Origin of the sequence: Pseudomonas sp. PSE1(2024) (genome assembly GCF_050990555.1) — a bacterium.
In the GTDB taxonomy this organism is placed as follows: Bacteria; Pseudomonadota; Gammaproteobacteria; order Pseudomonadales; family Pseudomonadaceae; genus Aquipseudomonas; species Aquipseudomonas aphyarum.
The window spans coordinates 1,174,868-1,190,465 of sequence record NZ_CP158967.1 but is presented as its reverse complement, the minus strand read 5'-3'; the positions used below and the strand labels follow the sequence as shown (position 1 = coordinate 1,190,465).

The 15,598-nt window shown below is 62.4% G+C and carries 10 protein-coding genes; 7 read left to right on the top strand and 3 right to left on the bottom strand.

All coding sequences use genetic code 11. The annotated features are described in order from the left end of the window. The first annotated feature begins 55 nt into the window (after positions 1–55). From ABTV87_RS05165 to nagE, 6 genes are all read left to right on the top strand, one after another. The gene (locus ABTV87_RS05165) at positions 56–571 is read left to right on the top strand and encodes a L,D-transpeptidase family protein (RefSeq protein ID WP_007954614.1); all 516 of its coding nucleotides are present in this window, start codon (positions 56–58) and stop codon (positions 569–571) included. A gap of 330 nt (positions 572–901) precedes the next feature. Then, positions 902–1,633 carry a GntR family transcriptional regulator gene (locus ABTV87_RS05160; RefSeq protein ID WP_007954613.1) on the top strand — a complete coding sequence of 244 codons (732 nt, stop codon included), beginning with the start codon at positions 902–904 and terminating at the stop codon, positions 1,631–1,633. A 30-nt stretch (positions 1,634–1,663) separates the two neighbouring features. Continuing rightward, positions 1,664–2,770 carry an N-acetylglucosamine-6-phosphate deacetylase gene (nagA, locus tag ABTV87_RS05155; RefSeq protein ID WP_433899086.1) on the top strand — a complete coding sequence of 369 codons (1,107 nt, stop codon included), beginning with the start codon at positions 1,664–1,666 and terminating at the stop codon, positions 2,768–2,770. Further along, entirely contained in the window at positions 2,751–3,773 is a 1,023-nt protein-coding gene (locus ABTV87_RS05150; RefSeq protein ID WP_139834502.1) for an SIS domain-containing protein, read from the top strand. Before nagA ends, ABTV87_RS05150 begins: the two co-directional genes overlap by 20 nt. Before the next feature lie 35 nt (positions 3,774–3,808). After that, positions 3,809–6,322 (top strand): phosphoenolpyruvate--protein phosphotransferase, encoded by a 2,514-nt coding sequence (ptsP, locus tag ABTV87_RS05145; RefSeq protein WP_433899085.1) that lies wholly within the window; start codon positions 3,809–3,811, stop codon positions 6,320–6,322. 23 nt (positions 6,323–6,345) lie between these two features. Further along, entirely contained in the window at positions 6,346–8,061 is a 1,716-nt protein-coding gene (gene nagE / locus ABTV87_RS05140; RefSeq protein WP_433899084.1) for an N-acetylglucosamine-specific PTS transporter subunit IIBC, read from the top strand. Positions 8,062–8,809: 748 nt separating this feature from the next. Here nagE and ABTV87_RS05135 read toward each other — a convergent pair. Continuing rightward, positions 8,810–9,121, bottom strand: coding sequence for an NGG1p interacting factor NIF3 (locus ABTV87_RS05135; protein ID WP_433899083.1), 312 nt, complete (start codon positions 9,119–9,121; stop codon positions 8,810–8,812). 5 nt (positions 9,122–9,126) lie between these two features. Next, a complete protein-coding gene (purL, locus tag ABTV87_RS05130; RefSeq protein ID WP_433899082.1) occupies positions 9,127–13,023 on the bottom strand; it encodes a phosphoribosylformylglycinamidine synthase in 3,897 nt (1,298 codons plus the stop codon). Positions 13,024–13,308: 285 nt separating this feature from the next. On the opposite strand from purL, the gene mltF reads away from it, so the two are divergent. Continuing rightward, positions 13,309–14,769 carry a membrane-bound lytic murein transglycosylase MltF gene (gene mltF / locus ABTV87_RS05125; protein WP_011332593.1) on the top strand — a complete coding sequence of 487 codons (1,461 nt, stop codon included), beginning with the start codon at positions 13,309–13,311 and terminating at the stop codon, positions 14,767–14,769. Positions 14,770–14,822: 53 nt separating this feature from the next. On the opposite strand, the gene pdxJ is transcribed toward mltF, so the two are convergent. Next, positions 14,823–15,566, bottom strand: a complete 744-nt coding sequence (pdxJ, locus tag ABTV87_RS05120; RefSeq protein ID WP_064382428.1) for a pyridoxine 5'-phosphate synthase — start codon at positions 15,564–15,566, stop codon at positions 14,823–14,825. Positions 15,567–15,598 lie beyond the last annotated feature (32 nt).

Below are 15,598 nucleotides of genomic sequence, written 5' to 3'. Positions count from 1 at the left end.
GCCTGCACACTATCTATAAATAAAGTATCTGCTTCATTTCTGGGGAATCGTTTCAATGCGCTGGTTGCTTGCCCTGTTCTGCCTGTCGTTCGTCACCGTCTCCCAAGCGTCATTCGTGACCACCGTGACGCCTTCGAACACCCCGCTCATCGAAAAAGTACTAGTGCTCAAATCGGCTCATCAACTGCAGTTGATCGCCGACGGCAAGCCACTCAAGAGCTATCGCATCTCCTTGGGCAAGGGCGCGAAAAAAGGCCCGAAGCTGATTGAAGGCGACAAACGCACACCGGAGGGTTTCTATTGGATCGACTGGCGCAAGACCAGCGACAAATTCAACCTGTCGATGCACATCTCTTACCCGAACATCAGCGACTCCGCCCGCGCCCGCCGCGAAGGCGTCGAGCCTGGCGGCATGATCATGATCCACGGCACGCCGGACTCCGAAGACAACCCGGAACAACTGTTCCACACCCTGGACTGGACCGATGGCTGCATCGCCATGCGCAACGTCGACATGCGTGAAGTCTGGAACCTGGTGCCGGATGGCACGATGATCGAAATCCGCCCCTGACTCTGTCATCCAGGGAGCACGCTCCCGAGGGGCCGCAAAGCGGCCCTTTCCCCGACCATTGGTCGCCCGCAAAAAATAAATCAAAAAGATCGCAGCCTGCGGCAACGTCTGAACGGTGATACCACTTTCACCCGCCAGAACTGCCGCAGACTGCGATCTTTTGTTGTTCAGCGCCCAGCGCTAATACCACTTGAAACCACCCGCCCTGAAACACCCGATTCCAAAGGACTACAGGCCTTTCCGCTGCGTTGACATGGTATGCAAGTGGTATTAGTTTTCGCCGAAACAGCGAGCGACAACAAACCAATATCAGCTCCGGAAGTGCCTTGCATGAACGACCTCCACGCCCTGCGCCCTGACGACTCCCAGCCGACGCCGCTGTACCTGCAACTGGCGCGCAACCTGGAAGCGGCGATCCATGCCGGCCAGTGGAAAGCCGAACAGGCGATGCCCTCGGAGCGCAATCTCAGCGAGATGCTGGGGATTTCCCGGGTCACCGCGCGCAAGGCGCTGGAAGTCCTGCTCGATCAAGGTTTGATCCGCCGCCTGCAAGGTTCCGGCACTTTCATCACCCCACGCCTTGAACAACCGCTGTCGCGCCTGTCGGGTTTCAGCGAGATGCTGCGCCTCAAGGGCTTCGTGCCCAGCTCGCAATGGCTGGAGCGGGAAATCACCCTGCCGACCCACGAAGAACTGATCCGCCTCGGCCTGTCGCCGAACGACAAGGTCGCGCGCATGAAACGCCTGCGCAAAGCCGACGACACCGTGATGGCCATCGAGATGAGCACCCTGCCCGCCTCGATCATGCCCAAGCCACAGGTGGTGGGCGATTCCCTCTACGAACACCTCGACAGCATCGGCAAACCGATCGTGCGCGCCTTGCAGCACATCCAGGCAATCAACGCCTCGGACGAGTTCGCCGCACTCGTCGGCATCGCCCCCGGCACCGCGATGCTGCTGATGACCCGGGTCGGCTACCTGGAAGACAACACGCCGATCGAAGTCACCGACACCTATTGCCGCAACGACTACTACGACTTTGTTGCAGAGCTTCGCCGCTGATCAGCAGCCAGGCCAAACGAGAGAAGCGAAATGTCTGAAGACAACATCCTCACCGCTGACGGCTGGATTCGCGGCCGGCTGATCCACGAACACGGCAGAGTCGTGTCGATCGAAGGCGTGCCTTGCGATCCGGCGACCAATGACCTGCCCTATCTGCTGCCGGGTTTCATCGACCTGCACGTCCACGGCGGTGGCGGCAAGGACATCATGGAAGGCGCCAGCGCGTTCGAGACCATCACCCGAACCCACGTGCGCTTCGGCACCACCTCGCTGCTGGCCACCACCATGACCGCGCCGAGTGCCGAGATTGCCAGCGTGCTCAAGGAGGTCGGCGAGTTCTGCGAACAGCGTCCGAAAGGCGCCGCCCGGGTACTCGGCGTTCACCTCGAAGGCCCGTACATCAACCCGGGCAAACTCGGCGCCCAACCGAACTTCGCCCACACCGCGTTGATGGCGGAAGTCGAAGACTATCTGGCACTCGCGCCAATCCGGGTGATCACCATCGCCCCGGAAATCGCCGGCCATGACGGTTTGATTCGTGAGCTCAGCAGCCGTGGCATCCGCATGCAGATCGGCCACACCCTCGGCAGTTACGAGGAAGGCGTCGCCGCCCTCGAAGCCGGCGCCACCAGTTTCACCCACTTGTACAACGCCATGAGCCCGCTGCATCACCGCGAGCCGGGCATCGTCGGCGCGGCGCTGGCCCATGCCAAATTCGCCGAGCTGATCCCGGATTTGCTGCACGTGCACCCCGGCGCGATCCGCGTGGCCCTGCGCTCGATTCCGTGCCTGTACTGCGTCACCGATTCGACCGCCGCCGCCGGCATGCCCGATGGCGAGTACAAGCTCGGCAGCCACACCGTCACCAAATGCCTGGGCGGCGTGCGCCTGCCCGACGGCACCCTGGCCGGCAGCACCCTGACCATGGATCAGGCCCTGCGCAATCTGGTGAAGATCGGCCTGCCGATCGCCGAGGCCTCGCAACGTCTTTCGCAATTCCCCGCCGACTACCTCGGCATCACCGAGCGCGGGCGCCTGCAACCCGGCGTCTGGGCCGACTGCGTGCGGCTGGATCGCTCACTCACACTGACCGCCGTCATGGTCGAAGGAGAAGACATTGACTTCAAAAATGCTTGAGGAGGCGCTGTCCTCGTTCGAGGCCGTGCAAGCCCAACTGCAACAGCTCGACCCGCAAATGATCGAGATCGCCGGGCGCCTGCGCCGTCAGCCGCCGCAAGTGGCGATGACCGTTGCCCGTGGCAGCTCCGACCATGCGGCGAGCTACTTCGCGTATCTGACCATGCAGCAACTTGGCGTACCGGTGGCGTCGTTGCCGATGTCGGTGGTGACCATGCAACAGGCGCCGTTGAAGGTCAGCGGTCAGGTTGCGTTCGCGTTTTCCCAGTCGGGCCAGAGCCCGGATCTGGTCAACAGCCTGCGCCTGCTGCGCAAACGTGGCGCCTTGAGCGTGTCGATGGTCAACGCCGCCGATTCGCCGCTGGAAGCTGCCTGTGAATTCAGCCTGCCGTTGCTGGCCGGCACTGAAAGCAGTGTCGCCGCGACCAAAAGTTTCATCGCCACCCTCAGCGCCAGCGCTCGTCTGATCGCCCACTGGAAAGAAGACAGCGAATTGCTGGAGGCGCACAACGCCCTGCCCGAGGGCCTGCGCGAAGCCGCGCAACAGGACTGGAGCCTGGCCATCGACGCCCTGCGCGATTGCGAGCGGTTGATGGTGATCGGCCGTGGCGCCGGTTTCGCCATTGCCCAGGAAGCCGCACTGAAATTCAAGGAGACCTCGGCGATCCAGGCCGAAGCCTTCAGCAGCGCCGAAGTCCGTCACGGCCCGATGGCCTTGATCGACGAACATTACCCGTTGCTGGTGTTCGCCCCGCGCGGTGCCGAACAGGCCGGTCTGCTGAGCCTGGCGGCCGAGATGCGCCAGCGCGGCGCCCGCGTGCTGCTGGCCGCCCCGGATGACGTGAGCGAACGTGACCTGACCTTGAGCCGCGCGGAGCATCCGGCGCTCGACCCGATCCTGGCGATCCAGAGTTTCTACGTGATGGCGGCCGGTCTGGCCGTGGCCCGTGGCATGGACCCGGATCAGCCGCGACACCTGAGCAAAGTCACCCGTACGCACTGAGTCCGAACCGAACGTTTTCCTGATGAGACCGAGCCATGCACAACAACAATAAAGAGCTGACTTTAAGCGCCCCGCTCAGCGGCCCGGTGCTCACGCTCGCCAAAGTTCCGGACGCGGTGTTCGCCAGCGGCGCGATGGGCGACGGCATTGCCATCGATCCGCTGAACGACACCCTGTATTCGCCCTGCGCCGGCGTGGTGATCCACGTCGCCCGCACCGGCCATGCACTGACCGTGCGCGCCGACAACGGCGCCGAGCTGTTGCTGCACCTTGGTCTGGACACGGTGGAGTTGCAGGGCGAAGGCTTCTCGATGCTGGTCAAGGAAGGCGCGCGGGTCAGCAATGGCCAGCCGCTGCTGCGCTATGACCTGGACAAGGTCGGCCGCCAGTGCAAAAGCCTGGTCAGCCTGCTGATCCTGACCAACAGCCAGGATTTCCAGGCGCGCCCCATCACCCTGAAAACGGTGAAGGTGGGCGAGCCGCTGCTGCACATCGTCGCTCGTCACAGCGCAGCGGCGAACACAGAAGAACTCGGCGGCCCGGAAGTTCACGGTCACGTGCAGGTCGCCCATCGCGGCGGTCTGCATGCGCGCCCGGCGGCGTTGATCCGTCAGACCGCGCAAGGTTTCAAAAGCCAGTCGCAGCTGCATTTCGCCGGCAAGTCGGCACAGTGCAACAGCCTCATCGGTTTGATGGGCCTGGCGATTGGCGAGCAGGACGAAGTGCAGGTCACTTGCCAGGGCCCGGACGCACAGGCGGCGTTGCAAGCCTTGCTCACCGCACTGGCCACCGCCCTGGCCGAAGATCATCACGCCGCCGCACCGGTTGCCGCTACCCCACGCAATCGCCCGGCCGAGGCTGGCGTGTTGCACGGTGTGTGCGCCGCACCGGGTTTGGTCGGCGGACCGCTGTTTCGTTTGAACGCGATCAGCCTGCCAGCGGACAGTGGCAATCATCAGCCCGAGCAACAATTGCAGATCCTCGACATCGCGCTGAACCAGGTTCGCAGCGAAATCGACGGCACCCTCGCCCAAGCGAAAAAACACCGCAATGCCGACGAAGAAGCGATCTTCGCCGCGCACCTGGCCTTGCTGGAAGACCCGGCCCTGCTCGATGCCGCCCAGCAATCGATTGAAACCGGCACCGCAGCGACCCACGCCTGGAGCCAGTCCATCGACGCGCAATGCGAGGTTTTGCAAAACACCGGCAGCCCGCTGCTGGCCGAACGCGCCAACGATCTGCGCGACCTCAAGCAACGGGTGCTGCGCGCCCTGCTCGGCGAAGCCTGGCATTACGAAGTGCCGGCTGGCGCCATCGTCGCCGCCCACGAACTGACGCCGTCGGACCTGCTGCAACTCAGCGCGCAAGGCGTCGCCGGCTTGTGCATGGCCGAAGGTGGCGCGACTTCCCACGTGGCGATTCTGGCCCGGGGCAAAGGCCTGCCGTGCATGGTCGCACTGGGTTCTGCACTGCTCGATCAAGCACAAGGCCAACCGGTGGTCCTCGACGCCGACGGCGGTCGTCTCGAACTGACGCCAAATGCCGAGCGTCTGACCGAAGTCCGCCAGGCACAGATCGACCGCCAACAACGGCGCGATGCCCAGCAAGCCCAGGCCTATCTGCCGGCGGAAACCCGCAACAGCGTGGCCATCGAAGTGGTCGCCAACGTCGCTTCCAGCCACGAAGCGGCGGATGCATTTGCCAACGGCGCCGACGGCGTCGGCCTGTTGCGCACCGAGTTTCTGTTCGTCGATCGCCACACTGCGCCGGACGTCGAAGAACAACGCATTGCCTACCAAGCGGTGATCGATGCCATGGGCGACAAGTCGGTGATCATCCGCACCATCGATGTCGGCGGCGACAAACAACTCGACTACCTGCCACTGCCCGTGGAAGCCAACCCGGTACTCGGCCTGCGCGGCATTCGCTTGGCCCAGGCCCGCCCGGAAATCCTCGATCAGCAACTGCGTGCGCTGCTGCAAGTCAGCCCGTTGCAGCGCTGCCGGATCTTGCTGCCGATGGTCACCGAAGTCGACGAACTGCTGCACATCCGCCAGCGGGTCGATGCGCTGTGCCTGGAACTGGGCATCAATCAACGTCCGGAAATCGGCGTGATGATCGAAGTCCCGGCCGCCGCGTTGCAGGCCGAACAATTGGCTGAACACGCGGACTTCCTGTCCATCGGCACCAACGACCTGTCGCAATACACCCTGGCCATGGACCGCGACCACGCAGGCCTCGCCGCGCGGGTAGATGCCTTGCACCCGGCGCTGCTGCGCCTGATCGCCATGACCTGCGAAGGCGCGGCGGTGCATAAACGCTGGGTCGGCGTGTGCGGCGCCCTGGCTTCCGATCCGCTGGCGACGCCGGTGTTGATCGGCCTGGGCGTGACCGAACTGTCGGTGAGCCCGGTACAGATCGGCGAAATCAAGGACCGCGTGCGCCAGCTGCACGAAGCCGAATGCCAACGCCTCGCCCGGGACTTGCTCAAGCTGAGCAGCGCCGCCGCGGTGCGTCATGCCTGTCATCAACATTGGCCTCTGCGCTAACAAAAACAACAAGGACAAACGCCATGTACCAACTCTTCATCGAAGGCCTGCAACGCCTCGGCCGCGCGCTGATGCTGCCGATCGCGATCCTGCCGATCGCCGGCCTGTTGCTGCGCCTGGGCGACACCGACCTGCTGAACATCGCGATCATCCACGACGCCGGCCAGGTGATCTTCGCCAACCTGGCAATGATCTTCGCCATCGGCATCGCGGTCGGTTTCGCCAAGGACAACAACGGCACCGCCGGCCTCGCCGGGGTGATCGGTTACCTGGTGATGATCTCCACCCTCAAGGTGCTCGACGCCAGCATCAACATGGGCATGCTCGCCGGGATCGTCAGCGGCCTGATGGCCGGCGCGCTGTACAACCGCTTCAAGGACATCAAGCTGCCGGAGTACCTGGCGTTCTTCGGTGGCCGGCGTTTCGTGCCCATCGTTACCGGTTTCAGCGCGGTTGGCCTGGGCGTGCTGTTCGGCTACATCTGGCCGCCGATCCAGCACGGCATCAACAGCTTCGGCACGTTGCTGATGGAAAGCGGCAGCTTCGGCGCGTTCGTCTTCGGCGTGTTCAACCGCCTACTGATCGTCACCGGCCTGCACCACATCCTCAACAACATGGCGTGGTTCGTGTTCGGCAACTTCACCGACCCGACCACCGGCGCACTGGTCACCGGCGACCTGTCCCGCTACTTCGCCGGCGACCCGAAAGGCGGCCAGTTCATGACCGGCATGTTCCCGGTCATGATCTTCGGCCTCCCCGCCGCCTGCCTGGCGATGTACCGCAACGCCCTGCCGGAGCGACGCAAAGTCATGGGCGGGATCTTCCTGTCGATGGCCCTGACCGCGTTCCTCACCGGCGTCACCGAACCGATCGAATTCGCCTTCATGTTCCTCGCACCGCTGCTGTTTTTGCTGCACGCGCTGCTGACCGGGTTGTCGATGGCGATCACCAACGCGCTGAACATTCATCTGGGCTTCACCTTCTCCGGCGGCTTCATCGACATGGTGCTGGGCTGGGGACGCTCGACCAACGGCTGGCTGGTGGTGCCGGTGGGCCTGGCGTATGCGGTCATCTACTACGCGGTGTTCGATTTCTGCATCCGCCGCTTCAACCTGAAAACCCCGGGCCGCGAAGACGTCGCCACCGCCGACAAAGCGGTCCTGACCGAAAACGAACGCGCCAGCGCTTACATCAAGGCACTCGGCGGTGCGGAAAATCTGGTCACCGTCGGCGCATGCACCACGCGTCTGCGACTGGAAATGGTCGATCGCAACAAAGCCTCGGACGCCGATCTGAAAGCACTGGGCGCAATGGCCGTGGTACGTCCCGGCAAGGGCGGCAGTCTGCAGGTGGTCGTCGGACCGATGGCCGACAGCATTACCGACGAAATCCGCCTGGCGATGCCCGCATTGGGCCGAGCCGTGGTGGCTGCCCCTGTCGCTGTTGTCGAAACCAGCGAACCCGTCGCAGTCTCCACACCCCAGGCCCAGCAATGGCTGACCGCTCTGGGCGGCAGCGACAACGTGCTGCAACTCGACTGCATCGCCATGAGCCGGATCCGCCTGCAACTGGCCGATGGCAAGGCGCTTTCGGAAAGCCGCTTGAAAGAGCTTGGATGTCTGGGTGTGAGCGCGCTGGAAGATGGCGTGTGGCACTTGCTGGTGGGGGATCGGGCGCAGAGTTTGAGTGTGGCGCTGGAGGGGTTGGTCAATCGGAGTGAGGTGAGTGCCAAGGTCTGATGGTTGCCATCAAGTTTTGACTTGAAGCGATTACAAACAAGAAACCCGGCCTAGGCCGGGTTTCCTGTTCCATTTGAAGCAACCACCGCAGGACCGGAGCTTCCGGGGGGGCAAGCTGAAACCAATTGGGAAGATTCAGTAAATCCCGCACATCTTTAAACAATCGAAAATGGAACGCGGAGCGTCCCGGGCTGCATTCCCACGCGGAGCGTGGGAACGATCAAGCAGTACGCAGTTGCCTTCTGCTTTCTGCTTTCTGCTTTCTGCTTTCTGCTTTCTGCTTTCTGCTTTCTGCTTTCTGCTTTCTGCTTTCTGCTTTCTGCTTTCTGCTTTCTGCTTTCTGCTTTCTGCTTCCCACCACTCAACACGATGAGCGTTAGCTCGAGTAAGGCTTTTGACGTGCCGGCCCCATCGGAAGGCTGAGTGGAGGGATTTATCCGGGGGTGGGAGCGCAGCGACCGTGCGGCGAAGCCGCATGCATCGAGAGGAGGTGCAGCGAAGCAAACCGTAGGCGATGCCCCCGGATGAATCCCGGAGCGAAGGAACCCCGAGCCCCAGCGAGGGGCCGAACGCCGGGGCCCAGACCTTTGGTTACTTTGGGGCGTTTGCCAAAGTGACCCGCCGTAAGGGCGGAACCATAAGCCGCCGCTCCCAAAGAAACGGATATTCACCCAACCCAAACCCCAAACAACAAAAAACCCGCTGAAATCACTCTCAGCGGGTTTTCCATTTCAGCAGCCAAGGAAAATCAAAAATCCTCCAGCCGCCACACTTCATAAGCCGGCGTCTCGTAGGGATGGCTCAACTTAAGAGCCGCCACTACCGAGCGAATCAACTCATCGCCAACAACAAGCTCAACCTTCCACTCTTCGACCCGCTCAACCCGCCCCGCCTCACCCATGAACGGCTGACTCCCGTCCAAAGGCCGAAACTGACCAGATCCAAGCACCTGCCACGCACAGTGGTCATAATCACCGATCCGCCCACCACCGGCAGCGAACACAGCCTCCTTGACCACCTCGACATGACTGTCGGGAACAAAAAACGCGAGCTTGTACACAGCGCTTAGTTCACCCACACACGAGCATTACGGAACATACGCATCCAAGGCGCGTCTTCGTTCCAGTCTTCCGAACGCCACGAGTTCTGCACGGCACGGAACACACGCTCCGGGTGCGGCATCATGATCGTCACACGGCCATCACGGCTGGTGAGACCGGTGATCCCGCGCGGCGAACCGTTCGGGTTGGCCGGATAGGCTTCAGTGACCTTGCCATGGTTGTCGACGAAACGCATCGCCACGCAACCGGACAGATCGGCTTCCAGCAGTGCTTCTTCGCTGGAGAACTCGGCGTGACCTTCACCGTGAGCGATGGCGATCGGCATGCGCGAACCGGCCATGCCCTGCAGGAAGATCGAGTTCGACTCCTGAACCTGAACCATCGCCACACGCGCTTCGAACTGCTCGGAGCGGTTGCGCACGAAGTGCGGCCAGAACTCGCTGCCCGGGATCAGCTCGTGCAGGTTGGACATCATCTGGCAACCGTTGCACACGCCGAGGGTGAAGCTGTCGTTACGTTCGAAGAAGCCCTGGAACGCATCGCGGGCACGGCTGTTGAACAGTGCGGACTTGGCCCAGCCTTCACCGGCGCCGAGAACGTCGCCGTAGGAGAAACCACCGCAGGCCACCAGACCTTTGAACTCGTTCAGGTCGACACGGCCGGCCAGAATGTCGCTCATGTGCACGTCGATCGCGTTGAAACCGGCGCGGTCGAACGCTGCCGCCATTTCCACCTGACCGTTGACGCCCTGCTCACGCAGTACGGCAACCTGTGGGCGAATGCCTTTCTTGATGTAAGGCGCGGCGATGTCCTGGTTGACGTCGTAGCTCAGCTTGACGCTCAGGCCCGGGTTGTCTTCTTCCAGCAGCGCATCGAATTCTTGCTCGGCGCAGTCGGCGTTGTCGCGCAGACGCTGGATCTGGTAGCTGGTCTCGGCCCACTGACGTTGCAGCAGACGACGCTGGCCTTCGAACACGGTGTCACCGTTGAAGGTGATGTTGATCTGGCCATTGTTGATCGGCTGACCGATCACCGAAACGCAGTCGCCCAGACCGGCAGCGCTGAATTGCGCGAGGATGTCCGGGGTGGCGTCCTGGCGAACCTGGATCACGGCACCCAGTTCTTCGTTGAACAGGATGGCGGCGATTTCAGCGGAGCTTTCGGCAACGCTGTCCAGGTTAAGGCTCAGACCGCAGTGACCGGCGAAGGCCATTTCCACCACGGAGGTCAGCAGACCACCGTCGGAACGGTCGTGGTAAGCCAGCAGGTGACCGTCGGCGTTGAGGCCCTGGATCACTGCGAAGAACGCTTTCAGGTCTTCGGCGTCGTCGACGTCCGGAGCCTGCTTGCCGAGCTTGCCGTGAACCTGCGCCAGGATCGAGGCGCCCATGCGGTTCTGGCCGCGACCGAGGTCGATCAGGATCAGGTCGGTGGTGCCCTTGTCCATGCGCAGTTCCGGAGTCAGGGTCTGACGGATGTCAGCCACTGGCGCGAAACCGGTCACGATCAGGGACATTGGCGAGGTGACGGTCTTGTCTTCGCCGTTGTCGTTCCAGCGGGTGGCCATGGACATCGAGTCCTTGCCGACCGGGATGGTGATGCCCAGCTCAGGGCACAGTTCCATGCCGACCGCTTTCACGGTGTCGTACAGACGCGCGTCTTCGCCCGGGTGGCCGGCAGCGGACATCCAGTTCGCCGACAGTTTGATGTCGGAGAGCTTGTTGATGCGCGAGGCGGCAATGTTGGTCAGGGTTTCGCCGATGGCCATGCGGCCCGACGCCGGAGCGTCCAGCAGCGCCAGCGGAGTGCGCTCGCCCATCGCCATCGCTTCACCGGTGTAAACGTCGAAACTGGTGGCGGTGACGGCAACATCGGCCACCGGAACCTGCCATGGGCCGACCATCTGGTCACGGGCCACGAGGCCGGTGATGGTGCGGTCGCCGATGGTGATTAGGAAGCTTTTGCTCGCCACGGCCGGGTGGTGCAGGACGCGTTCGATGCTTTCGCCGATGTCGAGGTTCGACGGATCGAAGTCATCGCCCAGCTCGGCTTCGCGAACCACCGAACGGTGCATGCGCGGGGCCTTGCCCAGCAACACTTCCAGTGGCATGTCCACCGGGTTGTTGCCGAAGTGGCTGTCGGTCACGGTCAGTTGCGGCTCGGCGGTGGCTTCGCCGACAACGGCAAACGGGCAACGCTCACGTTCGCAGATCGCCTTGAAGCGCTCGAAGTCGGCCGGGCCGACCGCCAGAACATAACGTTCCTGGGATTCGTTGGACCAGATTTCGTGCGGGGCCATGCCCGGCTCGTCGTTTGGAATGTTGCGCAGTTCGAAACGGCCACCGCGGTCGCCGTCGTTGACCAGTTCCGGGAAGGCGTTGGACAGACCGCCCGCGCCCACGTCGTGGATGAAGCTGATCGGGTTCTTGTCGCCCAGCTGCCAGCAACGGTCGATGACTTCCTGGCAGCGACGTTCCATTTCAGGGTTTTCACGCTGAACCGAAGCGAAGTCCAGATCCGCCGAGCTGGTGCCGGTGGCCATGGAGGAAGCAGCGCCGCCGCCCAGACCGATCAGCATCGCCGGGCCGCCGAGGACGATCAGCTTGGAGCCGACGACGATCTCGCCTTTCTTGACGTGTTCTTCACGGATGTTGCCCATGCCGCCAGCGAGCATGATCGGCTTGTGGTAACCGCGAACTTCGTCACCGTGCGGGGTGGTGATCGATTGTTCGAAGGTACGGAAGTAGCCGGTCAGGGCCGGACGACCGAATTCGTTGTTGAATGCGGCGCCGCCCAGCGGGCCTTCGATCATGATGTCCAGCGCGTTGACGATGCGCTCAGGCTTGCCGTACGGCACTTCCCACGGCTGTTCGAAGCCCGGGATCTGCAGGTTCGATACGGTGAAACCGGTCAGGCCGGCCTTCGGTTTGGCACCACGACCGGTTGCACCTTCGTCGCGGATCTCGCCGCCGGAGCCGGTGGACGCGCCCGGGAACGGAGCGATCGCGGTCGGGTGGTTGTGGGTTTCGACCTTCATCAGGATGTGCACCGGTTCCTGCACCGCGCCGTACTGGCGGGTTTCCGGATCCGGGAAGAAGCGGCCGGCGACGTTGCCGACGATCACCGAAGCGTTGTCCTTGTAAGCGGACAGCACGCCTTCGCTGTGCATCTGATAGGTGTTCTTGATCATGCCGAACAGGCTTTTTTCCTGGCTCTCGCCGTCAATATCCCAACTGGCGTTGAAGATCTTGTGGCGGCAGTGCTCGGAGTTGGCCTGGGCGAACATCATCAGTTCGATGTCGTGCGGGTTGCGCTTGAGACCGTTGAAGGCGTTGACCAGGTAGTCGATCTCGTCTTCGGCCAGGGCCAGGCCCAGTTCGACGTTGGCTTTTTCCAGTGCGGCGCGACCACCGCCGAGGATGTCGATGGCGGTCAGCGGCTTCGGTTCGGCGTGGCTGAACAGACCGGCGGCCTGCTCGAGGTTGGCCAGAACGATCTGAGTCATGCGGTCATGCAGTACGTCTGCAATCTGCTGCGCTTCGGTTTCGCTGAACTGGCCGGCGACGTAGAACGCGATGCCGCGCTCCAGGCGCTGGATCTTGCTCAGGCCGCAGTTGCGGGCGATGTCGCTGGCCTTGCTCGACCATGGCGAGATGGTGCCGAAACGCGGCAACACCAGGAACAGACGACCGGTCGGCTCTTGAACCGGAACGCTTGGACCGTACTTCAGAAGGCGCGCAAGCACCTGCTGTTCGTCGCCGGTCAGGACGCCGGTGACTTCGGCGAAGTGAGCGAATTCAGCATACAAGCCACTGACAGCCGGAACCTTCTGGCTCAGTTGCTCAAGGAGTTTGCTGTGGCGAAAGGCAGAAAGGGCAGGAGCGCCGCGCAGGATCAACATCTTCGGGACAGCCTCGGGAAGGGGTGTGCTTTGAGGCCGTGCATTCTAGCCTAAACCGCCCTCAACATCACCCGAAACGCTACGCACGGTTGCACCCGGATGTCGAGTGGTGTTCCTGCCTTGAGGGTCAAATTTATGGAGTGTTGGAGCGCGGGTTATTTTTTCTGTCACAAAATGCCTTTCGGGCCCATTCCTGCGGGGTTTCGAGCGGTTTTGTGATCCCTAGCAGACAACCCCGCAACTGTCGAGATATGGCGCCCGTTGTCCTTTGCGTATACTGCGCACATGTTTTCCCCAACGGCTTTGCGTCCGCGGTACGCCAAATGGCTGATCGCTACCGGACTCTTCCTGATGCTCAGTGGCTGTGTTGATAAACCCAACACACTCGAGCGCGTAAAGGAGGATGGCGTGCTGCGGGTGGTCACCCGAAACAGCCCCGCCACCTACTTTCAGGATCGCAGCGGTGAAACCGGCTTCGAATACGAGCTGGTGAAGCGCTTCGCCGACGATTTGGGGGTCGAGCTGAAGATCGAAACCGCCGACAACCTCGACGATCTGTTCAACCAGGTCGGCAAGCCGAACGGCCCGGTACTGGCGGCCGCCGGCCTGGTCAGCAGCGAACAGCGCAAGAAACAGGTGCGCTTCTCCCGCTCCTACCTCGAAGTCACCCCGCAGATCATCTATCGCAACGGCCAATCTCGTCCTACCGACGCCGGCGATCTGGTGGGCAAGAAGATCATGGTGCTCAAGGGCAGCACCCACGCCGAACAACTGGCGGAGCTGAAACAGAAATATCCTGGCATCCAGTACGAAGAATCCGACGCCGTTGAAGTGGTCGACCTGCTGCGCATGGTCGATGAAGGTCAGATCGACCTGACCCTGGTCGATTCCAACGAAGTGGCGATGAACCAGGTGTACTTCACCAACATCCGCGTGGCCTTCGACCTCGGTGACGCGCGCAGCCAGAGCTGGGCCGTGGCGGCCGGCGAAGACAACAGCCTGCTCAACGAGATCAACAGCTATCTGGACAAGGTGCAGAAGAACGGCACCCTGCAACGTCTGAAGGACCGTTATTACGGCCACGTCGACGTCCTCGGCTACATGGGCGCCACCACCTTCGCCCAGCATTTGCAGCAGCGGCTGCCCAAATACGAACAGCACTTCAAGGCCTACGCCAAGAAAGAGAAAGTCGACTGGCGCCTGCTGGCGGCGATCGGTTATCAGGAATCGCTGTGGCAACCGGCGGTCACCTCGAAGACCGGCGTGCGCGGGCTGATGATGCTGACCCAGAACACCGCTCAGGCCATGGGCGTTTCCAACCGTCTCGATCCGAAGCAGAGCATCATGGGCGGCGCCAAGTACCTGGCCTACATGAAGGATCAGCTCGACGAGTCGATCCAGGAACCGGATCGCACCTGGTTTGCCCTGGCGGCCTACAACGTCGGCAGCGGTCATCTGGATGACGCGCGCAAACTGGCGGCCAAGGAAGGGTTGAACCCGGACAAGTGGCTGGATGTGAAAAAGATCCTGCCGCGCCTGTCGCAGAAACAGTGGTACAGCAAGACCCGTTATGGCTACGCCCGCGGCGGCGAACCGGTGCATTTCGTGGCGAACATCCGTCGCTACTACGACATCCTGACGTGGGTGACCCAGCCGCAGCTTGAAGGCGATCAAGTGGCAGAGGGCAATCTGCATGTGCCGGGGATCGACAAGTCGAAACCGGCTCAAGAGCCCGCCCCGCTTTAACCCTTCCCCCAAAACACATGTGGGAGCAATTTGCTCCCACAAGATGTTGCGACTTAGTGTTTGGCAGCCGCCAGAATCAACGCCTTCATCTCCGACACCGCCGACTTGAAGCCGACGAACAACGCATGCGCCACCAGCGCGTGACCGATGTTCAGCTCGTTGATGCCCTTGATCGCGGCCACAGCCTCGACGTTGTGATAGTGCAGGCCATGGCCGGCATTGACGATCAGGCCTTGGGCCAGACCGAAGGCCACGCCGTCCGCCACACGCTTGAGCTCTTCCGCCACTTCGGTCGGCGTTTCGGCATCGGCGTAACGCCCGGTGTGCAGTTCGATGGCCGGTGCGCCGACGCGCTTCGACGCAGCGATCTGCCGCTCGTCGGCGTCGATGAACAGCGATACCTCGCTGCCGATCTTCGACAGACGCTCGACCGCCGCCCTGATCCGCTCTTCCTGCCCCGCCACATCCAGACCGCCTTCGGTGGTCAGCTCCTGACGGGTTTCCGGCACCAGGCAGATGTGCGCCGGACGAATGCGCTCGGCGAACGCCATCATTTCTTCGGTGACGCCCATTTCGAAGTTCATGCGGGTTTGCAGCACATCCTTGAGCAACAGCACGTCGCGCTCCTGAATGTGCCGGCGGTCTTCGCGCAGATGCACGGTGATGCCGTCGGCGCCCGCCTCTTCCGCGTCCAGCGCAGCTTTGACCGGATCCGGATAGCGCGTGCCACGGGCCTGACGCAGGGTGGCGACGTGGTCGATGTTCACGCCGAGAAGAATGCGATTGCTGGTGGTCACGGATGCGCTCCTGAATGGAAAGATTCGGCGCA